This window comes from Erwinia sp. QL-Z3, assembly GCF_004551645.1.
In the GTDB taxonomy this organism is placed as follows: Bacteria; Pseudomonadota; Gammaproteobacteria; order Enterobacterales; family Enterobacteriaceae; genus Erwinia; species Erwinia billingiae.
Map to the genome: position 1 here is coordinate 43,475 of NZ_CP037949.1, position 24,839 is coordinate 68,313.

Annotated in this window: 28 protein-coding genes and 3 pseudogenes; 26 read left to right on the forward strand and 5 right to left on the reverse strand. The window is 54.2% G+C overall.

Going from position 1 to position 24,839, the window contains the following annotated elements:
- Window positions 1–145: 145 nt before the first annotated feature.
- Window positions 146–1,305: pseudogene (locus E2F51_RS00225) on the reverse strand (IS30 family transposase).
- A 304-nt stretch (window positions 1,306–1,609) separates the two neighbouring features.
- On the opposite strand from E2F51_RS00225, the gene E2F51_RS00230 reads away from it, so the two are divergent.
- The 8 genes and pseudogenes from E2F51_RS00230 (at window position 1,610) to E2F51_RS00270 (ending at window position 8,901) form a co-directional block, all read left to right on the forward strand.
- Window positions 1,610–4,006 (forward strand): AAA family ATPase, encoded by a 2,397-nt coding sequence (locus E2F51_RS00230; protein ID WP_167738366.1) that lies wholly within the window; start codon window positions 1,610–1,612, stop codon window positions 4,004–4,006.
- 605 nt (window positions 4,007–4,611) lie between these two features.
- Window positions 4,612–5,294, forward strand: a pseudogene (locus E2F51_RS00240) (DNA methylase).
- The gene (locus tag E2F51_RS24255) at window positions 5,291–5,938 is read left to right on the forward strand and encodes a DUF1380 family protein (RefSeq protein WP_371732124.1); all 648 of its coding nucleotides are present in this window, start codon (window positions 5,291–5,293) and stop codon (window positions 5,936–5,938) included. The pseudogene E2F51_RS00240 and the gene E2F51_RS24255 overlap by 4 nt, the downstream one beginning before the upstream one ends.
- A 354-nt stretch (window positions 5,939–6,292) precedes the next feature.
- The gene (locus E2F51_RS00250) at window positions 6,293–6,691 is read left to right on the forward strand and encodes an antirestriction protein (RefSeq protein WP_134822413.1); all 399 of its coding nucleotides are present in this window, start codon (window positions 6,293–6,295) and stop codon (window positions 6,689–6,691) included.
- 670 nt (window positions 6,692–7,361) lie between these two features.
- Window positions 7,362–7,661 carry a hypothetical protein gene (locus E2F51_RS00255; protein ID WP_134822414.1) on the forward strand — a complete coding sequence of 100 codons (300 nt, stop codon included), beginning with the start codon at window positions 7,362–7,364 and terminating at the stop codon, window positions 7,659–7,661.
- 122 nt (window positions 7,662–7,783) lie between these two features.
- Window positions 7,784–8,083 (forward strand): hypothetical protein, encoded by a 300-nt coding sequence (locus E2F51_RS00260; protein WP_134822415.1) that lies wholly within the window; start codon window positions 7,784–7,786, stop codon window positions 8,081–8,083.
- Window positions 8,070–8,330 carry a hypothetical protein gene (locus E2F51_RS00265; protein WP_134822416.1) on the forward strand — a complete coding sequence of 87 codons (261 nt, stop codon included), beginning with the start codon at window positions 8,070–8,072 and terminating at the stop codon, window positions 8,328–8,330. Before E2F51_RS00260 ends, E2F51_RS00265 begins: the two co-directional genes overlap by 14 nt.
- Window positions 8,331–8,589: 259 nt before the next feature.
- Window positions 8,590–8,901, forward strand: a complete 312-nt coding sequence (locus tag E2F51_RS00270) for a hypothetical protein (protein ID WP_134822417.1) — start codon at window positions 8,590–8,592, stop codon at window positions 8,899–8,901.
- A gap of 15 nt (window positions 8,902–8,916) precedes the next feature.
- On the opposite strand, the gene E2F51_RS00275 is transcribed toward E2F51_RS00270, so the two are convergent.
- Complete coding sequence (locus tag E2F51_RS00275) at window positions 8,917–9,462, reverse strand: lytic transglycosylase domain-containing protein (protein WP_134822418.1); 546 nt, start codon at window positions 9,460–9,462, stop codon at window positions 8,917–8,919.
- A 778-nt stretch (window positions 9,463–10,240) separates the two neighbouring features.
- On the opposite strand from E2F51_RS00275, the gene E2F51_RS00280 reads away from it, so the two are divergent.
- From E2F51_RS00280 to E2F51_RS00290, 3 genes are all read left to right on the forward strand, one after another.
- The gene (locus E2F51_RS00280) at window positions 10,241–10,630 is read left to right on the forward strand and encodes a relaxosome protein TraM (protein WP_134822419.1); all 390 of its coding nucleotides are present in this window, start codon (window positions 10,241–10,243) and stop codon (window positions 10,628–10,630) included.
- Window positions 10,631–11,062: 432 nt separating this feature from the next.
- Complete coding sequence (locus tag E2F51_RS24260) at window positions 11,063–11,230, forward strand: CopG family ribbon-helix-helix protein (RefSeq protein WP_134822420.1); 168 nt, start codon at window positions 11,063–11,065, stop codon at window positions 11,228–11,230.
- 78 nt (window positions 11,231–11,308) lie between these two features.
- Complete coding sequence (locus tag E2F51_RS00290; protein ID WP_134822421.1) at window positions 11,309–11,572, forward strand: hypothetical protein; 264 nt, start codon at window positions 11,309–11,311, stop codon at window positions 11,570–11,572.
- Here the strand turns inward: E2F51_RS00290 and E2F51_RS00295 are convergent.
- The 3 genes and pseudogenes from E2F51_RS00295 to E2F51_RS00305 form a co-directional block, all read right to left on the reverse strand.
- Window positions 11,545–12,847 (reverse strand): annotated as a pseudogene (locus E2F51_RS00295) (cytosine permease). The gene E2F51_RS00290 and the pseudogene E2F51_RS00295 overlap by 28 nt on opposite strands.
- A gap of 12 nt (window positions 12,848–12,859) precedes the next feature.
- Window positions 12,860–13,546 carry a PAS and helix-turn-helix domain-containing protein gene (locus E2F51_RS00300; RefSeq protein ID WP_134822422.1) on the reverse strand — a complete coding sequence of 229 codons (687 nt, stop codon included), beginning with the start codon at window positions 13,544–13,546 and terminating at the stop codon, window positions 12,860–12,862.
- A gap of 29 nt (window positions 13,547–13,575) precedes the next feature.
- On the reverse strand, window positions 13,576–13,989 hold the full coding sequence (locus E2F51_RS00305; protein ID WP_134822423.1) for an N-acetyltransferase: 414 nt from the start codon (window positions 13,987–13,989) through the stop codon (window positions 13,576–13,578).
- Window positions 13,990–14,369: 380 nt separating this feature from the next.
- On the opposite strand from E2F51_RS00305, the gene E2F51_RS00310 reads away from it, so the two are divergent.
- The 15 genes from E2F51_RS00310 (at window position 14,370) to E2F51_RS00375 (ending at window position 24,797) form a co-directional block, all read left to right on the forward strand.
- Complete coding sequence (locus E2F51_RS00310; RefSeq protein WP_134822424.1) at window positions 14,370–14,600, forward strand: hypothetical protein; 231 nt, start codon at window positions 14,370–14,372, stop codon at window positions 14,598–14,600.
- A gap of 118 nt (window positions 14,601–14,718) precedes the next feature.
- On the forward strand, window positions 14,719–15,147 hold the full coding sequence (locus E2F51_RS00315) for a type IV conjugative transfer system pilin TraA (protein ID WP_134822425.1): 429 nt from the start codon (window positions 14,719–14,721) through the stop codon (window positions 15,145–15,147).
- 5 nt (window positions 15,148–15,152) lie between these two features.
- Complete coding sequence (gene traL, locus E2F51_RS00320; RefSeq protein ID WP_013200009.1) at window positions 15,153–15,455, forward strand: type IV conjugative transfer system protein TraL; 303 nt, start codon at window positions 15,153–15,155, stop codon at window positions 15,453–15,455.
- Window positions 15,456–15,506: 51 nt separating this feature from the next.
- Complete coding sequence (locus tag E2F51_RS00325; protein WP_134822426.1) at window positions 15,507–16,109, forward strand: TraE/TraK family type IV conjugative transfer system protein; 603 nt, start codon at window positions 15,507–15,509, stop codon at window positions 16,107–16,109.
- 4 nt (window positions 16,110–16,113) lie between these two features.
- Window positions 16,114–16,845: a type-F conjugative transfer system secretin TraK gene (gene traK, locus E2F51_RS00330; RefSeq protein ID WP_134822427.1), complete on the forward strand. Its 732-nt coding sequence runs from the start codon at window positions 16,114–16,116 to the stop codon at window positions 16,843–16,845.
- A complete protein-coding gene (gene traB, locus E2F51_RS00335) occupies window positions 16,842–18,227 on the forward strand; it encodes an F-type conjugal transfer pilus assembly protein TraB (protein ID WP_134822428.1) in 1,386 nt (461 codons plus the stop codon). The genes traK and traB overlap by 4 nt, the downstream gene beginning before the upstream one ends.
- 13 nt (window positions 18,228–18,240) lie before the next feature.
- Complete coding sequence (gene rfaH, locus E2F51_RS00340) at window positions 18,241–18,795, forward strand: transcription/translation regulatory transformer protein RfaH (protein ID WP_134822429.1); 555 nt, start codon at window positions 18,241–18,243, stop codon at window positions 18,793–18,795.
- A 152-nt stretch (window positions 18,796–18,947) separates the two neighbouring features.
- Complete coding sequence (locus tag E2F51_RS23760; RefSeq protein WP_167738367.1) at window positions 18,948–19,115, forward strand: hypothetical protein; 168 nt, start codon at window positions 18,948–18,950, stop codon at window positions 19,113–19,115.
- Window positions 19,116–19,417: 302 nt separating this feature from the next.
- A complete protein-coding gene (locus E2F51_RS00345) occupies window positions 19,418–19,927 on the forward strand; it encodes an ATPase (RefSeq protein ID WP_134822430.1) in 510 nt (169 codons plus the stop codon).
- 95 nt (window positions 19,928–20,022) lie between these two features.
- On the forward strand, window positions 20,023–20,568 hold the full coding sequence (gene traV, locus E2F51_RS00350) for a type IV conjugative transfer system lipoprotein TraV (protein ID WP_134822431.1): 546 nt from the start codon (window positions 20,023–20,025) through the stop codon (window positions 20,566–20,568).
- Between the two features lie 2 nt (window positions 20,569–20,570).
- The gene (locus E2F51_RS00355; RefSeq protein WP_134822432.1) at window positions 20,571–20,852 is read left to right on the forward strand and encodes a conjugal transfer ATP-binding protein; all 282 of its coding nucleotides are present in this window, start codon (window positions 20,571–20,573) and stop codon (window positions 20,850–20,852) included.
- Window positions 20,833–23,502 (forward strand): type IV secretion system protein TraC, encoded by a 2,670-nt coding sequence (gene traC, locus E2F51_RS00360; RefSeq protein ID WP_134822433.1) that lies wholly within the window; start codon window positions 20,833–20,835, stop codon window positions 23,500–23,502. Before E2F51_RS00355 ends, traC begins: the two co-directional genes overlap by 20 nt.
- Window positions 23,495–23,911: a type-F conjugative transfer system protein TrbI gene (trbI, locus tag E2F51_RS00365; protein ID WP_134822434.1), complete on the forward strand. Its 417-nt coding sequence runs from the start codon at window positions 23,495–23,497 to the stop codon at window positions 23,909–23,911. The genes traC and trbI overlap by 8 nt, the downstream gene beginning before the upstream one ends.
- Window positions 23,908–24,528 (forward strand): type-F conjugative transfer system protein TraW, encoded by a 621-nt coding sequence (traW, locus tag E2F51_RS00370; RefSeq protein ID WP_134822435.1) that lies wholly within the window; start codon window positions 23,908–23,910, stop codon window positions 24,526–24,528. Before trbI ends, traW begins: the two co-directional genes overlap by 4 nt.
- Window positions 24,525–24,797, forward strand: coding sequence for a hypothetical protein (locus E2F51_RS00375; RefSeq protein ID WP_134822436.1), 273 nt, complete (start codon window positions 24,525–24,527; stop codon window positions 24,795–24,797). The genes traW and E2F51_RS00375 overlap by 4 nt, the downstream gene beginning before the upstream one ends.
- Window positions 24,798–24,839: the final 42 nt, after the last annotated feature.

Genomic DNA, 24,839 nt, shown 5'->3' on the forward strand with positions numbered 1-24,839 from the left:
CGACTTTTACGGTTCCTGAAAACTTATTCCTGCTGTAAACCAGTCCGGCCATGCCCGCTCATGGCGTTCACAGATATACCATAAAATCAGACATTTTATTCCGGAAGACGACTACGCCGAAAAACGTCTTCTTTTCGCTGTGAGTTCAACCGATGGATGCAACACATTGGTTAAAACGCTCTGCGGGTGATTCATAGTCTAGCGTTTTTCTTGGCCTCTCGTTGAGCTGCCTGGCAACACTGTTTAGTCTTTGCTGGCTGTGAACCGATAAGTCAGTTCCTTTTGGAAAATACTGCCTAAGCAATCTGTTCGTATTTTCATTGGAGCCGCGTTGCCAGGGAGATTGTGGATCACAAAAATAGACCTCAATTTCTGTTGCTACAGTAAAAAGGGTGTGATTAGTCATTTCCGCCCCTCGATCCCAAGTTAATGTTTTATAAAGTTCAACAGGCAGCTGCCGGGCTTGTTTGATTAGTGCGGATATGACTGTGGCTGTCTTGTTATCACTGATTTTGGCAAGCATAACAAAGCGGGAATGGCGTTCTACCATCGTGACAATATATGAGTTTTTAGAGCCCTGTATTAGGTCTCCCTCCCAGTGACCTGGTATAGCTCTGTCTGCAACATCAGATGGCCTTTCGCTGATGGGTATTGCATCCGGTATTGAGCCTAATCCCTTTCCTTTAAGTGATGTCGTTCTGGATTTACGTACTACTCTCCCGCTTCTTAGGCACTGCTGCAGCTCTTTTTTTAAAGCTCCCCGGGTTTGTATAAAAAGCGTTTTATAAATCGTTTCGTGTGACACCTGCATTTCCTGATTATCCGGATAACAGCGTTTAAGCCAACCGGCGATTTGTTCCGGCGACCAGTCCTGATACATCTTCTCTGCAATGATTTTACACAATGCGGGGCATCCAATTAGCTTGCAAGGTTTTGGCCTCAGGGCACTGTCCCACGCGTCCTTATCCGCTTTTGCAGCTCGGTATGTTTTGCACCTCCATGCCTTTTGATCTCGCGGCTAATAGTTGAAGGGGCTCTTGATAATTTGTCGGCGATGTCCCTGATGCTACTTTTTGCTACCAGCCCCCTGGATATTTCCTCTCTTTCATCAAGTGAAAGAGCCAGCCGGTGTCGCTTTCTGACAGAAGGGCGATAACCACCAGTTTGGTGAATAGTGGGCATAACAGAAGAGTGATATCTGTCGAACATTCTGGCGATATCATGCAGGGAATCACCTTGCTTATACCTGTCCCAGATAATCGCTTTCTGTTCTGGCGTGTAGTAAATGCGCGTTCTTCGTTTCATGGCAACGTCCCCCCTTGTTTAAGGATAGCGTTGCGTCGACCCGTTGAACTCACAGCCAAAAGCGGACATTGCTGACGTTCTATCCGCATCATCCAGTTAGGAGCAGCTCCCGGCTTCATTACCCTACATCAATCTATAAACTTTTTGAGGGGCATTTAGAAGGATGCTGAATTCCAATTCATAAAATTATTCATCAATTTTATTAATGACCTATTCAAATATTCCTTAACCTCAGAGTAGACTAGATGAACAATTTGTTTCAATTGAAAATTGGCAACCAATAGCCAGCGCTAGGGGAGTGTTCATGTTTAGTCAGGTTGACATCGGTAGTTTCGGTAGTTTTACGGACCTCAGTTGGAAAAATAGCCTTAAAGATACAGGCAATACCGTCCAGAATTTCAAGAGGCTCAACATCCTATACGGACGGAACTACTCTGGTAAAACTACACTCTCGCGGATTTTCCGCGCTTTGGAAACTGGGCGCATTCCACACAACTACGTGGACCCAAATTTCACCATTCGTGGTGACAAAGGTGATGTGACATCGGTAGGCCTTTCAGGTCATGGCTATGATGTTCGGGTCTACAACCGGGATTTTGTTAGCGATAACCTAAGCTTCCTAGTCAATCAAACAGACGGCGCGATCAAGACGTTTGCTATCGTTGGTGAAAAGAATAAAGAAATCGAAGATTCCATTACCGCAATCCAAACTAAGCTGGGCAGTGTTGAATCGAAGTCAGGCCTCCGGTATGAACTTGAAGCTAAAAAGAAAGAGAGAGACCGAACGAAAGGCAATCATAAAACTGCGTCTGATGCTCTAGAGGGCAAACTTCGTTCTCATGCCAACAATAAGATTAAACAGAACCGCATCTACGGCCCTGCTGTCTACAACATTGAAAGCATCAAAAAAGACATTGGCTTAGTCAAAAAACCTAGCTTCATAGCACTGACAACCGAAGAACAAGCTTCCAAGGTCAATCTCTTGAAGCAAGAGGCCCTACCTGATATTACCGATACCGTATCGATAAGCCTCAACATCGAATCAATAAGCAAGGTAGCTGAAGAACTCCTTTCAAGATTGATTAAGCCAACACAGCCAATTCAGGAGCTGTTGAATGAGACGGCTCTTCAGATGTGGGTTAAGGATGGCATACCGCTACATAAAGATAAGCGGGGCACTTGCGCATTCTGCCGTCAGAATCTTCCTCATGACATCTGGCAGGTATTAGACTCTCACTTCAGTAAGGAATCCTCGGCACTGGAGTCGAGTATCGATTCATGCCTGACATCCATCGCCACCGAAATCCAAGCCATTCCTAACTTCTTGACTTTGACTGGCGATAAGTTCTATGCAGAAGAAAAAATTTCATTCGAAACCACCAAGATAACGCTTACTGATTACCTGAAAGGCTACATGCTGGATCTCAAAGCTCTGAAGGCTGCGTTGGATAAGAGAAAGAACGCCATATTTCAGCAGGTTGCCAGACCTGTCTATTTTCATGATCCGACTGCAATTCAACAATGCGTGAGCGACATCAATAATCTGATTGCCAAAAACAATGGTCGCACAATTTCGCTGGAGAACGATAAAAACACTGCACGAGAATCTCTACGGCTTACCGATGTGGCGTCTTTTATCGGAGACATCACCTACGGTACTGAATTAGCCCGTATTGCCAGTCTCAAAACAGATGCTGACACAGCCAACATTGCATTTAGCGAAGCTGAAGCCGAAATTCTCGAACAAGAAACCGAAGTGACCCGTCTACAGGGCCAGCAGAAGGATGAACGCAAGGGCGCGGAGCGAGTAAATGACTTGCTCAGTCACTTCTTTGGTCATGAGGGCATCAAGCTTGAAGCCAAAGACAATGTTGAGAATACTTCGATTAAGTTTGAAGTCACCAGAGATGGAAAATCTGCCTACAACTTGAGCGAAGGCGAATGCAGCCTGATTGCTTTCTGCTACTTCATAGCCAAGCTGGAAGAGCCAGACAGCAAAGGTAAGGATCTGATCATTTATATAGATGACCCAATTTCCAGCCTAGACGGGAATCATATCTTCTTCATGTTCAGCTTGATAGAAAGCCTGATTGCGAAACCTATCAAGAATGCAGATGGAACAAACAGCTATCGCTACAAGCAGCTTTTTATATCCACCCATAACCTAGATTTCTTGAAGTATCTAAAGAAAATATCGCTTCCTAATGAGAAGAATCACGGTGGATGCCAACATTTCATCGTGGAGAGAAACGGAGGGGCAAGCCAGATTTCCCTGATGCCTTCATATCTGCGAGACTACATCACTGAATTCAACTACCTGTTTCATCAGATCTACAAGTGCCGCAATCAAGGTGGAGCGAATGAATCTCATGAACCATTCTATGGATTCGGTAATAACCTCCGTAAGTTCCTCGAGGCATTTCTGTTCTTTAAGTTCCCGCACCATGATGACAAGAATGATGCCTTTGAAAGGATCAAAAAATTCTTTGGCGAAGAGGATCCAACTGCGATAGCTCTTGTGAATAGACTTAACAACGAGTTTTCGCATCTCGAATCAATCCCTGATCGCGGATTCAAACCTGTGGAAATTCCAGAAATTTCCAAGGTGGCAAACTACGTATTGGACAAGATTTATGCGGCAGATCCGAATCAATACAACTCCCTGTTAAAAAGCATTGGCGAACCACCAAGGGCACCTTAGGAAAAAGAGCACAAAGAGTTTTTAAGGTGAGCGAGGCGCTATTCGGATCTTGAATGCGCCTTTCAAACACGCCGGAAGAGTACTCAGTGATGTAAGGACAATCGGAACACTCAAAAGAGTGTGGAGCTGAACAGGTATGAATAGCAAATGCCCGCTCCTCGCTCAAAGCAGCCTTTCTGGCCTTATCAAACATTTCTGATTTCTGTTGAAGATGACACCATTTCGAAAAGTTCCCGGGATTAAATGCCCACGGATGCTCAACGGGCCCCGGGTATCCCCCGCCACAATAAAGGTTGTCGCTTCGCTCCGCTGCTGAGCCATCGTCCGTCCGCTGGCCGGTCGCCGGCACCTGTAAGTGCCGTGCCCTCACTGTAGCCGGTCGCCGGCACCTGTAAGTGCCGTGCCCTCACTGTAGCCGGGCCGCTTCGCCTGCAAGGGTTCACTTCGTCTCCATCCTCGCCCGTTCCCCACCTTACGCGGGACGTTCAGTCCGCTCCGGTGGCGCGTGCGGCCTGCGGTGTCGCCCCTGCCTGCTCCGCTTTACGCCCGTCTGTGTGGAGGTCACGGCACCAGAGGGGTGTCCCCATCAGCAGAGGAATGTGCATATGTCCCGTTTTATCCAGAGTGACTGTATCCGGATTATGTCCGGCTTTCCCGATAAGGCCGTCGATTTCATTCTGACCGATCCGCCGTACCTGGTCGGCTTCCGCGACCGTTCCGGGCGAACCATCGCCGGCGACAAAACTGACGAGTGGCTGCAACCCGCCTGTCATGAAATGTACCGCGTGCTTAAAAACGATTCTCTGATGGTCAGCTTTTACGGCTGGAACCGCGCCGATCGCTTTATCAGCGCCTGGACCGCCGCCGGCTTTCGCATCGTCGGCCACTTTGTGTTTACCAAGACCTACGCCTCTAAATCCGCCTACGTGGGCTACACCCATGAGTGCGCCTACGTGCTGGCAAAGGGCCGCCCGCGCCTGCCGGAGAATCCGCTGCCGGACGTGCAGGGCTGAAATACACCGGAAACAAACACCATCCGACCGAAAAACCCGTCACCAGCCTTCAGCCACTGATCGAGTCATTCACGCACCCGGGCGCCATTGTCCTCGATCCGTTTGCCGGTTCCGGCTCCACCTGCGTGGCCGCGCTCCAGTCCGGGCGCCGTTATATCGGCATCGAGATGATGGAGACATACCACCGTGCCGGCCAGCAACGGCTGGCCGCGGTGCAGCGCTCCATGCTGCGCCCCGCCGCCAACGGGGACTGGCTGCCGGAGGCCGCGAAATGAACTATGCCGGATATGAAGAACTCCGCGCCGGGGTGGCGGCGCTTTCAAATGAAATGTGTGATTTGCGGACCCGGCTGAACGAGCTGGAATCCGGCTGGCGCGGCAGACGGTATGCGGCATCAACGCGCTGTTTCTGGAAGCCTACAAAGAAGCGCTGGCGCTGGATGCCGCCTTTCAGGACTGACCTCACGCGGCCGGGTAACCCCGGCCACAACAATACTGACGGAGTAAACATGATGTACGGAACCCGAAAAGAAGTGACCCGCCTGATAAAGCGCGCCTTTGGCGGCGAGGAAAAGCTGGCGCTGCTGGTCTGGACGGAACAGGACCTGATGGCGCAGGCGGAGGACATGACGGCGCAGGAGGCCGACGCGATTTTGTGCGCGATAGGCAACGCCGGACTGTACGACCACATGGAAGAGGGCATTTCATCGCGCAGGGTGCGGGAACTGCTGGCCGGGCTGCGGGCAGGTCGTGAGACGGTGACGCTGGACGCCGGCCTGCTGGCGCGCGTGATGCGAACGGCAGAGCATGCCCTGAGTTCTGAAGACGGCGCGGCCTGGGAGACGGGCGCAGGCACGCCGGCGGCGGTCCGCGACGGGCTGGCCGATATTGCCCGCGTCCGGGCGCTGCTGGCCGCCTGACGGAAGACTCACGCCGCCCCGCACGGCGTGAGTGCGGAAAAAGGCAAAAAGGACCTCGCTGCGCTCCGCCGCTGACCGGCACCCGCCTCGCGGCAGATGCCTGGCGGAAATAAACCCTGCCGGCCGCCGCGTCGTGAGGGCTCACGCCGTTCCCGAACCTTAGCCGGGCCGCTGCGCTCGCAAGAGTACGCTTCGCCGTCTCCTCGCGCGTTCGCAGCCTTGACGGGCATTCAGCCCGCAAAGGCTTTGCGCTGCGGCCTGCGGTGACGCTCCCGCGCTCTCCACTTTTCGCCCGTCTCTGGTGTGGTCACGGCGCAAGCCCGCGCTGATAACCCTGTTGATACCGGAGAAGCTATGAACATACAGACCCACGTCGATCGCTATGTGAAGATGCGTTTTCTGCCGATGCTGTTTTCCCACGATTACGTGCGCGCCGAGTACAACGTTTTTCTTTACGCCAGCCGTTTCCTTTCGGGGTATGACGGCTGCGAGTGGGAGTTTGTGGTGCTGGCCAGCGGCGGCGGCTTCATGCAGCCAGGCGCGGGGCGCTGGCGCTTTGTCAGTCCCGATAACGGCGCTGACCTGGCGCTGTCTGCCGAAGCTGCGGGGCTGGTTATCACCCTGCTGGTACTGAACCACCGCAGCTGGATGTACGACCTTCACGACGAGCCGGAACTGAGCGAGCACTACTGCCAGCGATTTCGTCAGCTGCAGGCTGACCGCATGGCGCTGCAGAACCGCCTGCCCGGATAAAAACGTCGGCGTCTCTGTGAGCAGGGACGCGGATGAACCGGAGAGAACGGGCCACGGCCCTGGCGGGCCGGATAACGCCGGTGCTGACGCACCGGCCTTTCTCCTGCGTGTGAAGCGTTACCCCTGCGTGATTTCTGGCTGAGTTATGGGATGGCTCAGGTTATTTATGTTCCGGGAGCTCTAGTTCCTGGTTCATAACCTCATTCTCATCGTTTCATCCCCGGCCCGGGCGTCTCCCTGCGGGCCGCGCTGTCATGCTGCGCACCGAGCCGGCAGGCCGTCTCTGCCCTTGCCCGTTCCGGGCCGGCGGGTTTCCATCGACTGACGCAACCCCGCAGCCAGCGTGCGCTGGCGCATTTCACTGGCCGCGCTGCGGCCGCTGCGGACGCCACGCCGTTCCGTCGCGTCGGGTGTGTTCATCCCCGTTTTTCAGTCCGGCTGCACATCTTCCGGTAAGTCCGTTCGCGGAGGGCTGGCCGTAGCACCGTCATCCGTCTGCCCGCAAGGGTACGCTTCGCCGTTCCTCGCCCGTTCGCACTCGCCTGCGGCTCCCTTGCGCTGCGGCCTGCGGTGACGCCCGTGCGGTCAGCCGTCTGTCGTTGCTCCTTTGCCCTTCGCCGCGACTGAACTCACTGAAAGATGAACTGATAACCGAAGCGGGGAAACCAGCATGAACACACATAACGTCAACGTCAAAACCGCCACGCCAGAATCTTCCAAAAGATGGGGTGAAACAAACCTGACGGAAGCCCAGTTTTTCGACCTGTGCGATCACGTCTGCGCCAACGGGAAGTTCTGCGGCTGGTCGGGCATGGACTGGCAGGAGCTGTCCCGCTATCAGGCCGTTGCTGAACCCGGCGACTGGCCGGAGGGGCTGACGCTGTATCTGGCGGATGGCTGGCCCGTCGCGGTGTACCAGTTTGACACCGGATACACGGTAATTGAGAAGGCACTACTGGCCGCGCCCTGAGCGCTGAGGAGGGAAAACAGGAAACATCAGAAACGAAGAGGGCAGGGTTTCCCCTGCCCGTCCGTGCCGGAAAGGCCTTCCTGGGGACTTCCCGGCTTTCAACAAATACTCGAGGTTTAATCATGCATATTGTCGAAGTCAGCATCATTGCACCCCCTGCCGGGGAAGTAAATAGCGGGAATGCCACGCGGCATACGCGCATCAGCCGGGAAGACGTGGCTGAACGGGATATTGCGCCGGAAATCCGTGCGCGCAGTCGCCACGTGGCGCACTACGTGCAGAAGCGTCAGACCGTCCGGGTGCCCGCGATGCGCGTGAGCGAATGGGGCCAGTTTCTGCGTGGTCTTGAACTGAAGCGGGCGCTGCCTGATAACGGAGGGCCGTCCCGTCAGGGGCGGCACAGGAACAATGGAAAAAAATGAAAATGCGCTGCTCCGTTACATCATGCTGAGCAGCGCCCACCTGAGCCATCAGGATGCGCTGACGCTGGCTTACCTCAGCGATCCGATCGACAGCGCGGAAACCTTCACCCATGAGTGGATCCACAGTACGGGTATGCATAACGAATTTATCATCCGGCTCACCGCCCGCGCTGACGCGCCGGGTGAGCTGCGCACGCGGGGTATAGCACCCTCGAGTTACTGTCCCGGTCGCTTAACGTGTCGATGATCCATTTCGACAGTGATGCGGACGTGCTGACGGGCCTGTCCGTTTATGAAGGGTAAATAATATGAGGCGGGGCCGTCCGGCCCGCTGCAAAAAATACCGCGGGCCGCCTGATACTGTGCCCTGAACAGGGGATCACGGAGCCGTATTATCCGTCAGAAAATACCGGATAATACGGAAACATTATCAGGGAACAGGGAAGAATTTACCGCGACCTGAAAAAATGTGTCCCGGTCATAACCGGGAACGGGAGGATTTATTAATGGATGAGAAACAAATGCGCGTGCTGACCTGCTCAATGAACAATATCACCCGGCGTGATGCCGTAATACTGGCAGAGCTGAGCGGGGAACAGGCAGGTAATGCGCCGGAACGGTGGGTGGTTAATATTTTTTTTGGCTTTATGGTTATTCCCGATAAGCTGGCTATCCCGGCAATGTGTATGCGAAACGCCGGGCTGTCTGAAGACGCCATCAGGCTGCTGACGGAGGCGAGAGAAATTAACGGGGCGGACGTGGTGATAATTGACCGCGATGCGAAGCCGCTCGAAGGATGGCCCGTGCAGCCGTGGTGATAAATAAAAAACCGGTCATCTGACCGGTTTTTTTATGACCTGCGCCACGGGTTCTTCATTATTGCCAGTATCAGTTTTTGCAGCGATGCTAGACTGGTTATTTGCACCCGCAACGATTGCTCTGGCCAGCAGAACTCTGTAAATATTTTTAATGTCATTCGCGTAGGCGTTTCGCTGCGTGATGAGCTTTGGTGAAGGGCCGGTATTATACATGCCGACGCTGCTCCAGTTTTTACCGTAAGACCGGAAGTTATGGGCGAGAACCCATGCGCCGGCGTAAACGCATATACAGGGATCGTCGAGCAGGCGAGCGCGATCAATATTGAATTGCTTCAGTTTTTTATAATGAGAACTGTTGACCTGCATCCCGCATACATCTTCCGTTTTATTCCTGTTATCCCCGTTAACCGCATCTGCTTTAAGCTTGGACTCTTTGATTGATATTGCCGTGAGCAGCAGCGGGTCTATCCCGTAATCGTGACCCGCACGGGTAAAGCACATTTCAGGCTTTGCCTGCGCGGTAAATGCGGCCGTTAATGCCAGTACTGCAAACCATTTCATTAGGGACAGTCCCGTGACGTGTAGGGAATTAAATACAGCGGGTTTCCAGGAAAATAGCGCGTCAGATCACCCGATGCAAGATAATTCGTTACAGACGCGCACGGAGCGCTCAGGGGGACACTGCAAAGGCAGGGGTATAATAAAAGAAATCGGCAGGATGGCGGTATTTAACAAGCCGCTTTTGGAAGGTTTAATTTCATCACACCCCACGCAAGATGTAATCTTGCGGTTTTTAGCTTTAATAACATGTGCTTACCTGATTAATGACATGATATTTTACATGTGTGGCGTATGTGGTGTGCTAATTAGCACACTTTGCAGTGCCTGATTGTGTGTCTTTACAGTGCCTGATTGTGTGTAAATCAGGCACTGTAACAGGCACTGTATGGTGTGTTAAGTGTGGTTATTACTATTTAACAAATAGATATGGAAAGTGAGTTCCAGGGTAGTGCTGGATTGACACACATAATTATGATGAATAGTGCCTGATTGACACACTCTTTTTGAGGTATATTGCTGAATTAACACACACAAAAATCGTTGTGGTGCCGGATTGACACACCATCAGTTTGCTTCAGGTGCCTGATTGACACACATCAGACTGATGCAGGAAACTAATTTGTAGTGCCTGATTGACACACAGTGAAAACCTGATGAATAATAAAAAAACGCATATTAGTAAAAAAATTGGATTGTGGGTGCTTTACAGTACTGGTAATAACGTAAAATATGCCATGTCAGTCGTGGCTGTATTCTGATGTGGCGCTAAGGAAAAAACATGGCAAGAAGAAATATTTACTTTAAAGAAAAAACCGAGCGTGAAGTTCATGAACTTGTGCAACTCGAACTGCAGAACGGCGCAACGCATGGCGAGATAAATTTTTCATCCGTGGTAAATGAACTGGTTGGTATTGGCCTGATGGTAAAAAAACATCAGGGTGAAGGCAGTAAATTCGATGAGGAAGGTTTTAACAGGGACCTTATACGTAAAGTCTCTGGAAGCCGTGAAGGTATCAGCATCATGATCGCCATGGTGTCAGAAATGTACCTGCAGCTCAGGGGGGAGAATGCAGTTGGCGCGCTTGAAGCTCTCATTGACAGAAATCTTACCGGAATAAGTGACGCAGAAGATAAATCGGAAAGAAAACACTTCATAGATGAAGATTGATTTTATCTCACCATAAAAATTATTGAGTTGCGTCTTAGTTGTTAAAAACAAATCATTTGAAATTATTTTTTTCTAACTATATGTTGCTTTTTTTTGATTTTATGGCTGTAGTGGGATTGGTGGGGGTTAATATTTTTTATAACTTTAACCTGCCTCAATTTTAGACTATCTATTGTCATTTTCATTGAAAAATTTCTCGATGATTCGAAAGTTATTGATTGTTTTTCGTAATATACAATTCTGTTTTTCGTCGCTTCCTGAATGTAATGTTTATATAGCTTCTGCGCGATGTTTTATTCTTGAATTTACCTGTTTAATTTTTACAGGAATATTCAATGCATTGCGGTTTAGGTATGTTTTTGGATGACGTGACTTTACAGTAATCGCAAGGTGATGTATCTTATCTAAAGTAATTATTATGAGGGCGTGAGAATGTCAAACGATAAGGGTTTCCAGGTTACAGTTAAATTGCCAGAGTCCCTGAAGGAAAAACTCGATGATTTAGCAGCATCCAGTCGGCGCACAAGGCACTGGCTCATACTGGAAGCTTTAGATGAGTTTGTGAAAGATATAGAGTCTGGCGCGAAAAGCCTAAAATGAGATAAAAAAGAAACGCTGTAGAACCAGACGGCCATCCGGTCCTACAGCTGACCATTACAATCTGAGTAGGAGACTGTCATGGCTATGCCTGATCGTACTGATTTAAAAAAGTTCCACAACCTTTTTCCTGAGATGTCTGCCAAACAAAGTGACTATTCGATACTTTATTCATGGGGTATCTCGCAGCATCTCATTGCCGAGTTTTATGAAGTGACCGAAGAAAGCGTTCAGAAGTCACTCAAGTTGGCGCAACAAAAATTGATGGTGTTCAATCTCAACATGTTGCGCGCGGTTGTACTAATCAGACTGAATATTTACGCGTTACTGAACCGTCGTGACTGAATGTGTAACCATGTTTTTTCACTGAGCCAGTAGAAGATGCATGCAACTAGAATCGAGTTAACTGCAGGCACCCCTGTGGTTATACAATAACCAGATACCCCCCCCTAAAAGGCTGGCCGCAATTGCGAGCCAGCCAATTTTTTTTGTCTTTATCTCATCCGGTAACGTTCCATTCCGTCGGGATGCATCCAGCACCTCCCTGTCACTGCGAAGAATGAAGTAATCAACCAGCATCACTCCGATAACGGGTGGGAAGAGGACGCCCAGCAGGTTCAGGAAGTCTACAAATCTATCCAGGATACCTATCACTGACAGTATTGTTCCTGCCACTCCAATGAGAATGGTTACCAAGATATATGAGACCTTTCTTTTTGTTAAAGCTTCAATCGTGTTGGCTACACCCAGCGATGATGAGTAGAGATTTATGTCATTGATGCGCATCGTTGAGAAAACGACTACAAGAAGGCCTATACCTCCGGTGACTTCGGACATAATGGTGACAACATCTGACGTTTTGAGCATTACAGATGCGACGATGGCCAAGCCATTTATGATGTACTCACCGGCTATAATCGTTAGCGTAGTCATCCAGAAAACCTGGCGGCCATTGCTGTAGTAACGGGTCAGGTCGGGAGTAATCAGGCTTGCAACAATACTTCCACCCACGACCATCGTTATTGCGTCACTTATAGTGATGGCATTCTGATGCATCGAGAGGATTGAAAGCTCCGAAATACTATGTCCTGAAAGTATTACTGTTGAAATATAAACGACGCTAACAATGAAAGCAGGCACTGCGATACGAGCTGCAAATTTCAAAGCTGTGAATCCGAATGCAACGATAAAAGTTAGTGTCAGGCCAGAAAGAGTAGCTGCAAGATGGAATCCCAGTCGGTGCCCTAGCGCATAATCCAGTGAATTAGCAAACACGGAATTCTGGACACCAAACCAACCCAACAGGCTTATAGCGATGAGTAATCAAACCAGTACAGAACCGATGCGTCCAAAGCCACACCAGCGAGCCAGTAGACTGCCTGACATGCCTTCCTTCATCCCGGCATATCCCAGTCCTACTGTCGCGATAAAGAAAATAATGCTTCCACCAGTTATAGCAATGAAAGCATGAATATAAGTCATTGAATGCCCGAGCACAGCACCGAGCATGAACTGATCTAATGCCGTTAGCATCCCCATGTGAACCAGTGCGACACCGAAAAATGGCATGCGCTGTTTGGAAGGAACTCGGGCAACGGGGTAGTTCTCATAAAGATTCATAATTTATACCTGTTAAACGAAACGGATGCCTTTTCTAACCATGTTTTTGGGAAGGTAACTTTCAAGACCAAGTTCCCGGCAAAAATCTTCAAGCTGTCTCACCGAATGAACCCCGGCCTTTTCTTTCATATTCTGTATGCGATTGGATACTGTCTTTACAGCAATGCTCAGAATATTTGATATTTCTTTATGACTGTGTCGCTTCATGAGAAGAAAGATAATATTCATCTCATTTTCAGTGAATGTGTCAGATTGGGAGTCAATGTGCAGTACTCCTGGCTTCTCCTTTCCAATGCAAGCTAATGTAGAAATAACCTTAACCTTCCTGGCGTTCCAGATAGTACCTATGCATTTTTTCTGATCGTCGAAAATAGGGAATTTTTCACTGAAATAAGGTTCCATTTCTTTTTTGCCGAACCAGAAGTCTGTTTCTATAACTGCTATCCTGCTACCCGCATTTTCCGTTTTCCTGTCATGTTCTGCAAAACCATCTGACATCTCTGCCCATGAAGCAGGGAAGTCAGAGTCTAACTTACCTTCCACATCAAAATTGTCAGGCGTGGAGGTATACATTTTTGCGGCTTTATTCATATAAATATGACGGGATTTCGTATCTTTAATCCCCCATGGTTCTGACAGCAAATCAAATGTGGGTATTAAGGAATAAAGGATATTTGACTTATGTCGGGGCTTTTGCATGAATTTACTCCCGGTATACCTTTTAATTACTACGTTAATGCTTTGGATAAATAATGTCTTTCAAACTTTTTAGCATACCCATCCAGTGATCCATACTCCTTGTAGTTCAGTTTTTGATAAAAACCTCTTGCCTGAAAATCAAATGTATCAACATAAGCCATGTGACAGTTTCTCTCTAAGGCTATAGCTTCAGCTTCAAGCACAAGTTGTTTTCCGCATCCTTTACCTCTCATCTGTTCTGATACCCACAAGTACTGAATTTCCAGTGCTCCCCACCAGGTTTGGGCTATCAGTCCCGCCTGCAAAGCGCCGTCTTCATCTAAGATCTCCAAATTAAATTGTTCTATTTCAACTGGATGGAATTTTCCGTTGTGTTTCCATAACTCATCTGTAATACGTCCTCTTCTACTGCTGTCAGGATTCAGTACCTTACTGATTTTCATTTTTTGCTCTCGTAATTATGTTGGCTTTGGATGCAATCTTAAGATATGGATATTAATTTTATTGGTTTGTCAAGGGCGTTCATCGCCCTTCTACTTTAGTACAGGTTAGTGATATTTTATGTTTTATCAATCAAAAAATCATATCTGGAATAATTGATATTGAGGTATCGATTAGATGATTGATAGGTAAGAACCAGCCGTCATGACATCGGTAAGAGTTTCGAAATTTCTTCTTCATGAATGTGCCTCTGCGTCGAGATTTTTCATGTGTATTTTCCTGATGGACGAACTGAAGGGGTGATTTCTTAATTGAATAGTTGGTGTTTCCGGCGTCTTTCGAGGTTTTTTATAAAGTTACAACCTGATCTTAAGGAGTTGCTATGAGTCGCCGAACACTGGGGGCCGATACCACTACAACAACAGTCTATATAGGTCATGCCCGTTACAAGGAGCTTGAAAAGCTGGCTATTGAAGTTACCGGACTTACAGGATTTCCGGTTAAACCAAGCGCTGTAGTGCATTTCATAATAGATGAAATGGCGCAGCGGGTTATCGATGAGATGCATAAACGTACTGAGGAAAACCGTATGGCAGGAAAGTCAGTTTCCTGATCCCTGTCTTTCTTTACTTACTTAATATCAAGCTTGTTATCTGTCTGATGACAAAATACACGCCTCACTCTTCAGGGTGTTGGTATTTTTAAATTTACTTCATTAAGGATTTCTCTACATGCAACACGTAAATTCCATTTCCGGGAAACCGGCAAGTGTGGCGGTAGCATTGCCTGAGAGCGGCCCTGACCGTTCTGGTAATATTATCACCCGCATCAAAAACTCCTTTTCTTCTTTCAGTCTGTCCCATTTGAAATTCAGTCTCAGACAATCTCCTGCAGCCCAGCGTAACCTGGCGTTATTTGCGCTGATGCTGGCGGTGGTTATATTTCCGCACATTGCCGGTGCTGAAGACCTGTTGAAAACCCAGAAGGCGGATGCCAACGATACCTTCGGCCACGGCAGTACGGTGGAGTGGGTGCTGTATATTGCCGAGATTATCGTGTCCGTTGTCGGCTATATCAAAACCCGCAACCCGATGGTCTTTGCCGGCCTCGTTATTCTTATCCTTATCACCCGTGCCTTCTTCTCCCTCGCCGGCTCCTGATTTGCATGGACAGCGACGCGCTTAAATACCGGTTCCCGGAAACGCTTAACGGCCAGAAACGCGTGTTCGGCCTCCCGCCCGAGGAGGCTTTCGTTCTCGTCGGCTGCGGCGTCATCGGCTTCTTCTGCGACATATTCATCATCATGCTCTGCGTGGGGGCCGTGCTCTGGCTCTTCGTCAGACACCTGAAGAAAGGGCAGGGGTCCTGGTGGCTGCTGAACCTTCTTTACTGGTACCTGCCGACGGTGCTTTTCCGGGTACAGTTCAGGCGGACGCCCGACTCGGGCAACCGGCACTGGATGCAGTAGCGATACGCGCCGCCTGCGGGTGGCGCCTTTTCCCGCCAGACGGGAGGAATAATGAAACTTCAGGTAAAAGAAACACGCAACCGGGTGACGGTCATGGCGCTCACCGCGATGACCGGCCTGCTGGCGCTGAGCGTCGCCGGCAACTGCATCACCGGCACGCTCGCATGGCATTTTTACTCAACGCAGAAGACCATCACCACGCCGATGATGTTCGACCGCGCCTTTACCTCAACCGCCGCAGTTGGCGATGCGAACCTCAACAGCATGCTGGTCCGCTCATTCGCCAACCTGCGCCTCAGCGTCACGCCGGAAACGGTGGATGCCCAGCACGCGGCCCTGCTGCGTTATGTGCCGCCACAAGACCGTTCGGCGCTGAAGAAGTCGCTGGCCGCCGAAGCGGACTACATCAAAAAGAACGGCATCTCCACCGTGTTCCGCATTGATGACGAGTCGACCGACACCGGGACCGGGGATATCACCGTGAGCGGCACGCTCTCTGCCGGTACGTCAAACGGCAGCCTGAAGCTTGCCATACCTGACGTCACCAAAGCCTACCGCCTCAGCCTGCATTACGTTGACGGGCTTATCCGCCTTACGGCCTTCCCGGAGGTTACGCCTCCCGGTAAGCCTGACGGCCTCTCGCCACAGGGATAACAGCATGAAAGTCACCTTTACTGCCGCCCTGGTGGCGGGCGCACTCCTTACTCCCGCCGCCATGGCGGCCGTCAGCGGCCCCACCGGTACGGTGTTTGAAAACGACGCGCACCTGAAAGCACAGCTCAGTAATACCAGCCCGAACAAAATCGTCATCGACGGCGAACTCATCACCCGGGTGACCGGGCCGGAGAATGCCTTTACCCAGGAGAACACCGAGGACGGCGCGCTGCTCATCACACCCGTTACCGGTCAGAACTTCACGCTGTTCCTGGAAACGGCCGGCGGCGTCGGCGCTTCCATCGATGTGGTCCCAAAGCCCGGAGGCGGGAAAACCCTGCGGCTCATTCCGGCATCATCCCGGCTGAAGGCCAACCCCGATGCGAAGGCGTGGGAAGAAAGCCAGCCGTGGGAGAAAACGCTGGTGAGCGTGGCCCGTACCGTGGTTAACGGCGGCGTGCCGGATAACTATACCGAACTCCCGGCCGACCGCGGTCCGGCCTACGCTCCGGCGTCGGGCGTGACGCTCACTCCCGAACGCCAGCTGGCGGGCTCTCACCTGCGGGTGATGCGTTACCGCATGAAGAACGGCGGATACGTTACCCGTGAACTCAGCGAAAAGCAGTTCTGGCAGCAGGGCGTGCGCGCGGTGTTTCTGTCCACGCGCAGCCTTTATGCAAACGGCGAAGGGTATGTCTGGGTGATTTTCTCGACGGATAAGGAGAGCGGGTCATGAGTAACATCAACACCGCCACCCGTCGCCGGCAGTGGGTGGTTGCCGGAGTGACGCTTGCGGTGGCGGCGGCCACCGGGGGCGGCATCTGGTGGTATGCACACCACCAGGCTGCCCTTAAAAATCCGCCGCCACCACCCAAAGCGGCCGACATGACCGGGCTGGTTACCACAAAATTCACCGACAGCGTGGCCAGCTCGGTGCTGACCCAGCAGCAGAACAAGACGGCCGGGCTGGAGACCAGCGTCAGCCAGCTGAAAGCTGACGTGCAGCGGCAGAAGGATGACATGTCGCAGAAGCTTGAACGCCTCGACACCCTTATCAGCAAGCTGCAGGGCCAAGCAGACAAGCAGCGTCCTGTTGCACCCGGCAGCACCTTACCTGCCGCAGGGCCCGGCCCCGTACCCGGCGGCCCGGCCGGACCGGCACAGTGGAATATCACCGATCCGAACCGGGGCCCGGCCGCCGGACAGGGCAGTCAGTTTTACACGGGTCAGGGGGCCGGGCAGGGGCAGGGCTTTTATCCCGGCGCCGGTACGGGCCGCACCGGCGGCATGACCAGCCGCACCTTTACCTACGCCTCGCTGCAGGACAAAAAGACGACGCTGCCGTGGATTTCATCCGGCTCGTTCTCCGAGGCGGTGATGATTGAGGGGGCGGATGCAAACGCCAGCGTGACCGGTCAGCAGAACACCTCGCCGGTGGTTATCACCCTGCTCGGGGACGTATCGATGCCTAACGGCCGGACCTGGAACATGGACCAGTGCCGCGTGACCGGGGAAATTTACGGCGATATCTCCAGCGAACGGGGTGAGGTCCGCACGAAGAACATCAGCTGCATCCTGAAAAACGGCAAGCACATCGACATGCCGTTCGACGGACACGTGGCCTATCAGGGCAAGCAGGGCATTCGCGGCAAGCCGGTGATGCGTAACGGCAAGATTATCGGCTATGCCGGCGCGGCCGGGCTGCTTTCCGGCTTTGGCGAGGGGATCCAATCCGCGGCCACGCCAAGCGTCGGCCTCGGGGCCACCGCCTCGGTGGGGGCGGGCGACATTCTGAAGCAGGGCATCGGCGGCGGCGCCAGCAAGGCGGCGGACACGCTCAGCCAGTACTGGATTAAGCGCGCCGAGCAGTACCACCCGGTCATTGATATCGGGGCAGGCAACGCCGTCACCGTGGTGTTCCAGCAGGGCTTCAGGCTGGAAACGATTGAAGACGTGGAGGCAGAGAAGGCGGTGAAGGACGAGTCACAGGCGACGGCGCAGCAGGCCGCTGCCACCGTGACCAACCCTGGTGACAACATCACGCGCGCGCCGGTACTGAATCCGGACGAGGTGCTGCGTCAGGCCAGCCAGCTGAAGCTTGGCGACACCATTAACTGATGAGGACGGTGTGATGAAACACTTAACGGACGGCGCGGCAGACGGTCAGCGCGGAAACTGGTACGTGCTGATAACGAAGTATGCGCAGGAGAAGCGGGCGCAGGACAATCTGATAAATCAGGGCGTCAACTGCTGGCTGCCGCGGATTACCGTGCATTCGGTTGACGCGCGCGGCGGCGGGGGCGGCAGCGAGGTGCTGGCCTTTCCGCGATACCTGTTCGCGCACTTCGACGCGGAAATCATTCACACCACCACCGTCAAGGCCACGCGGGGTGTCTCGGGTATCGTCAGCTTCAACAACACGCCGGCCATCATGGACGGTGCGGAGCTGGCGGCGCTGCGCATGCGGATGGAAGCCGGCGCGGCGCTGGCAGGGCGGTCACCTGACCCGGAGCACGGTGAAACGGTGACCATCGAGAACGGTGCATTTGACGGCCTGGAGGCCATCTGGTACCAGCCGGACGGCGCAAAGCGCGCCATCCTGTTGATCAACCTGTTCGGCCGCCTGACCGAGGCAAAGATCCGCAGCGAGATGCGCTTTCGTCGTCAGGCGCGTCGGGAGTCATAGCCCCCCCGGTCCCGGTAAATTCCCCGTGACAGCCGTCACGGTCCGTAGTAAAAAAAAGTGGCCTGGTTCACAGCCTGAGCCAGTATATGTTGTCAGCTGTTTTTTTGTTTTTGTGCGGGCGCGTTGCCCGCGTGACAGAAGGAAACTCTGGTATGAACAGTGGTACTGCAAACGCCCGCGAGGCGCTTATCCGGCTGTGTGCCCTGCGGCTTCGTTACCGCCGGGCGTGCCGTAACCGGCACGCCAATGTCTGTGACCTGGCCGCGCTGCTGGTTCAGGTTGAGGATGCCGAACGGCACTGCGAAACGGGCCGGCCGTAACGGCACGCGATGAACGGTTCCGGACCGGGGCATAACCCCGGCGTGTGAGGCCGCTCAGTTTTTCTGTTTCGCTTTCTTCAGCGGCCTTATCAGCCGTTATTTCCGCCCACACCAGGGCTTTTTATTCCCCGGCGTTATGGCCGACAAGCCATCGCCGCTGTCCGTAACGTCTTAAGTCAGCATCCGTCTGTCTTCCCACATCGTCTCTCCGTATCCCCTTCCCAACCGGTAAGGTTGCGGGCGGCAGTGCGCAAGGCTTACCCGCTGAATATATACGAACACCTTAAAAACAGGAGAAACTTATGGGTGACATCACTTATCACGCCCCCCTGCCGGAAGAAGCGCTGCGACTGAGCATCGAAGAAAATACGGCAAAGCTTGAGGCGCTGTACCACAGAGGTAAGGGACACTTTTATGTCCAGGGCTGGAGCGGGACGGGGAAGTCGAATGTCGGCCGCCGCCTGGCAGACAGACTTGAGGGGGATTACCTCAACCGTGAGCTGCTGTCACTCAGCGAGTGGACGGCGCAGTACACCGAAATTGAGGCGCAGATCCTCAGCAACGATAAGCCGGTGATCGTTGTCGACGGATTTATTCCACGGGGCGCAGGTCGGGGATTTACCGCCCTGCTGAGCCGGCTGACTGAGCGCGGGGTAAGCCTTTTTGTCTTCTCGCAGGAACCGCCTGGTGAGGATTACCCGTCGGTGTGCCGCCCGCAGACGTTTGACCGCGAGATATTTAACACCATCGTTGAGTTTCGTTTCGGCGAACGTGACCGCCGGTCTCCCGTGGCGTTTCATCAGGTGAAATAAACGCAGCTTTCACCAGGGCCAGTTATCACCTTTTCATTCACTCCCTTCAGAACTTTATAACCTGCTGCGGCCCGGCCGCTACTTAGGACTCCACCATGTACAAACTGCTTGGTGGCGCACTGCTGTGCGCCGCACTCACCGGCTGTGCCGGTATGAACTCTGATTTTGACTGCAACAAGACGGCCACCGACCAGTGCCTTTCCATGAGTGATGCCAGCCGGCTGGCGGCGAAAGGCAAAAGCCTTGATGACCTGACGGCTGAGGCGCAGGCATCCCCAAAGCCTGCCGGTGAGTCGCTGGCCACGCTCCCGAACAGCCGGCCGGCCGCCTCACCAGACCGGAAAATCAGTACGGCCACCCTGGCATCCCGACCGGCTATCACCCCGCCTGCCGTTTCATCCGGTAACGCCCTGCGGGCTTCTTACATCCCGGTACAGGCGCAGGCTGCGCCGGTCACGCCGGGCGAGTACGCCAGCGCGGGACGGGTGAATGCCCTGCGCATTCCTGATGCCACCCAGCGGCTGTGGATTGCGCCGTGGGTGGATGAGCAGGACAGTTTCCATCAGCCGGCCGTGGTCGAATTCGTGAAGAAGAAGTCCCGCTGGGATGAAGACTTCCGCGTTATCAGCGAGGGGGAGTAAGTATGGCATCCGCGCAGAATCAAAAAATGACGGCATTCCCGCTGAAGGCCGGTGCGTGCAGCGGCCTGCCGGCTTTTATCAAAACGCACATGCTGCAGGGGGAGGACAGCGCCAGAGCGATGCACCGTCATGCCGCGCACACCTTATTCAACTTCCTGCCGGGCGATGCCGGTCACACTCTTTTTACCGGCACCACCGGATCAGGTAAGACCGTCTCCATGCAGGAAGCCCTGCGTAATGTACTGAGTTATCGCGGAGGTGATAATGAGCGATTCCTGGATTGACCAGCTGGCCGGTATCTTTGCCGGCAGTAAGGACGAGGGCGGGGCGAAGGCGGCGGGCGACATGCTGCGCCAGAGCTTCAGCTATCCCTCGCTGACCAGCCTGCTCCCTTACCGTATGTATGACGATAAAACCGAGCTCTACATTAACAGCCGTTCCATCGGCTTCGTCATGGAGGTTGCGCCGCTAGCCGGCGCTAACCAGCAGGTGGTGCAGGCGCTGGACGACCTGCTGCGCAAGAAGCTGCCGCGCAAAACGCCGGTCACCGTGCTGATGGTGGCCAGTAAGTGCGTCGGGGAAATGCTCGACAACGGGCTGAGCAAGGCGATGTGGAAGGGCGATATGGCACCGCGCCTTAACGCCATCACCAAGGCGTACTGGGAGCGGGCCTCCCTGAAGGGGCTGGCCAACCAGCGCGAGTATCCGCTCTATCTGCGCAACTACCGGGTGTTTCTGGTTTACGCCCGTCCGGGCCGGGGCGGCATCCGGGCAATGGACCAGGTGGTGCAGCTGCGCGAGACGCTGCGCGTGTCGCTGATGGCGGCACACATGGAGACCCGCCGCGTGGGGGTGCCGGAGTTTCTGGCGGTGATGCGCGAGCAGCTGAACTACCGTCCCGGTCAGGTGACCCGCAGCGACGACCACTGGAACACGGAGCAGGAGCTGCACCGGCAGTGCATCGACCACAGCACCGAGATGGAGGTGCACCCGGGCTACCTGCGGCTGACCACCGCCCGTCAGCAGGAGGACCGCATTCTCGGCGACGGGCGCGACAGCCCGGTAGCCAGCACGCGCATCGTCAACATGCAGCTGACCAAGGCCCCGCAGAAGTTTGCCCTGTGGCAGGCGGCGGACAACCTGCAGAACATGCGCTTCCCGGACCTTGGCATTCCCTGCCCGTTTATCATCAGCTGGACCGTCTCCGTTGAGGACCAGGTGAAGAGCCAGAACGAGGCGTTCAAGAAGGAGCAGGACCTCGGTAAAAAGGCCGGTACCTCCTTTGGCAAGCTGTTTCCCGGCACCCAGCGCGCCTATGAAGAGTGGCGCGACCTGCGTCAGGGCCTGACCAGCAACGAGATTGCCATGTGCAACGTCACCCTGAACCTGACGCTGTTCACCCCGGACAGCACCAGTGAACAGCAGGCGTGTGAGCTGGCGGCCATCAACGTGTTCCGCAAAAACGACCTGGAAATCTCGGCTCCGCGCTTCCAGCAGCTGCGAAACTGGCTGACCACCTTCCCGTTCGTGATGCAGGAAGGGCTGTGGGACGACATGGTGACGATGGGCGCCACGCTGCGCTGCAAGAGCTTTAACGCCGTGAACCTGATGCCGGTGGTGGCCGAGCGGCAGATGTCACCGCTGGGCAGCCCGCTGCCTACCTACCGTAACCAGCTGGCCTTCTTTGACATGTTCAGCGAAAGCAACGGCTCCACCAACTTTAATATTGCGGTGACGGGCACCACCGGGGCGGGAAAAAGCTTCTTTATTCAGGAAATCCTGCGTCAGGTGCTGAACGACGGCGGCTTTGCCTGGGTTATCGACATGGGTGCCAGTTACAAGAACTTCTGTAATCAGGCGGGCGGCAAATACCTTGACGGTGCCACCCTGCGCTTCAACCCGTTTGCCAACGTCCGCGACATTAAGGAGTCCGCCGAAGGCATAACCGGCCTGCTGACCGTGCTGGCCAGTCCCAACGAGCCGCTTGATAAGGTCAGCGAAACCATCCTGCTCAAGGGCGTGGTGGCTGCATGGGAGGCCCGCGGTAACAAGGCCCGCATTGACGACGTGGTCGGCTTCATGAAGTCCGCGGAGGTGAAGGCGGAGTTCGGCGAACAGCCAACCATCATGAGCCGTATCAACGAGCTGGTCCTGCTGCTTGATCGCTGGTGCACCACGGGCGCAAACGGCGAATACTTCAACTCTGACAGCCCGACGCTTGACGGCGAAACCCGTTTTGCGGTGCTGGAGCTGCTGAGTCTCGAGAACCAGCCGCACCTGCTGTCCGCCATCCTGTACTCGCTCATTCTGGCGATACAGGAAAAGATGTACCACTCGCCGCGGGACCTGAAAAAGGTGGCCATTATCGACGAGGCCTGGCGCCTGTTCAGCGGCTCCAACCCGCACGCCGCGCGCTTTATCGAGACCGGCTACCGCACGGTGCGCCGCCACCGCGGGGCGTTCATCACCATCACCCAGGGTATCAAGGACTTCACCGGGACCAAAGACCAGGCGGCCCCGCCGGCCGCTGCGGCCGCGTGGGACTGTTCAGGCACCAAAGTGACGCTGCTGCAGGACGCCAAGGCGTTCAAGACCTACCTCAACGCCAACCCGGACCAGTTCAGCGAGCTCGAGACGCAGGTTATCCGCGGCTTCCAGCCGGCGAAGGACACGGGGTTCAGCTCGGTGATGATTTCCACCGGCGAAAACAGCTCGTTCCACCGGGTGTTCGTGGATCCGGTCACCCGCGCCATGTTCAGCACGCGCGGTCAGGATTTCCAGTACATGAATGAAGCGCAGAAGGCCGGGGCAACCAGTGAGGAAGCCGCCTACCTGCTGGCAGCTGAGCCTTACATGTACCGGGACGAGCTGCGCGAGCTTGAGGTGTGGGCCGGCCTGCGCGACAGCATCAGAGAGGAGACGCACAGTGAGTGACATCGTGAACACCCCCGCAGATGAGCCTGCTGTAAAGACGGAAAACGCGCCGCGCCAGCGTGTCCGGCGTGAACACCTGCTGATGCTGGCCGGCGGCGTGCTGCTGCTGGCCAGCGGTGCGGGAATCAGCCAGCTGATTGCCACACATATCCAGCGTGACGCGGTGGTGTTTGACATGCGGGGCACCATTGACGCGTTCAAGCAGCAGTCGGCGCGGCGTGAACTGGACGAAAACAGCGCCCGTGCGCTCACGCAGCGCTTCAGTCAGGCGCTGGACGGCAGCCTGAAGGCGTGGCAGCAGGACCATAACGCGCTGGTGCTGACCGCCGGCGCGGTGGTGTCCCCGGTGCAGGACATCACGCCGGTGATTCAGGCCGACATTGCCCGCCGTATGCAGGAGGCACCATGAACCGCCGGCTGGCCGTCGTTCTGCTGACGGGCGTCCTTAGCCTGCCGGCAGGCGCAAAGGAGCTGGGCACCACCGGCCACCTGTTCCCCATCGCCGAACCTGACCTGCTGACCTTTATCGGCCAGCGGCTGCAGGGCATGAAGGACAGCGGCGAGATGGACCGGCTGCAGGCGGAGGCGGAGGCGCGGGTGAAGGCCCATGCCGTGCGCCCGGCACCGGTGGCCGGACTCACGCCTGCAAAAACGGACCGCAGCTGGCGCTATGACCCGACGTTCACGGTCCGCGAGACCATCCGGGATATGCGCGGCAACGTCATTGCCCGGGCCGGTGACCAGGTGAACCCGCTGGATAAAATCCCGTACAGCGAGACGCTTTACTTCGTCGACGGCGACAATAAAACGCAGATGGCGTGGGTAAAGCAGCAGCTGGCCGGGCAGCAGAACTTTAAGGTCATACTGGTCAGCGGCAACATCCACGACAGCAGCATCGCGCTGGACGAACCGGTGTACTTTGACCAGTACGGCACCCTGACAACAAAATTTGGCCTTGAGCACACGCCCGTGCGCATCACGCGTGACGACAGCTGGCTGAAGGTGCAGGAGGTGGCGCTGAAATGATCCACGCTAAAAGTCCCGCAAAGATCAAACGCTATTCTGCCATTACCCGCATCGATGAGGCTGAAAAAGCGCATCTGCGGGTGATGGCACGGGAGCATCCGCTGTATTCCGAATCCATCATTATCCGGGCCGCGCTGCAGTCCTTTCTGGCGCTGGGGTACGAGCTGCGGGGGGACATTATCCTGGCTTCACTTAATGAAAGCGACGTGGGGGAGGTGATGCGCCGCGGCGGGATAATGAAGGATAACCGGCCCGTTTCCCGCGATTAATACCCTGTTCCTGCCCGCGCCGCGCAGGCTGTTCGTTCCTCG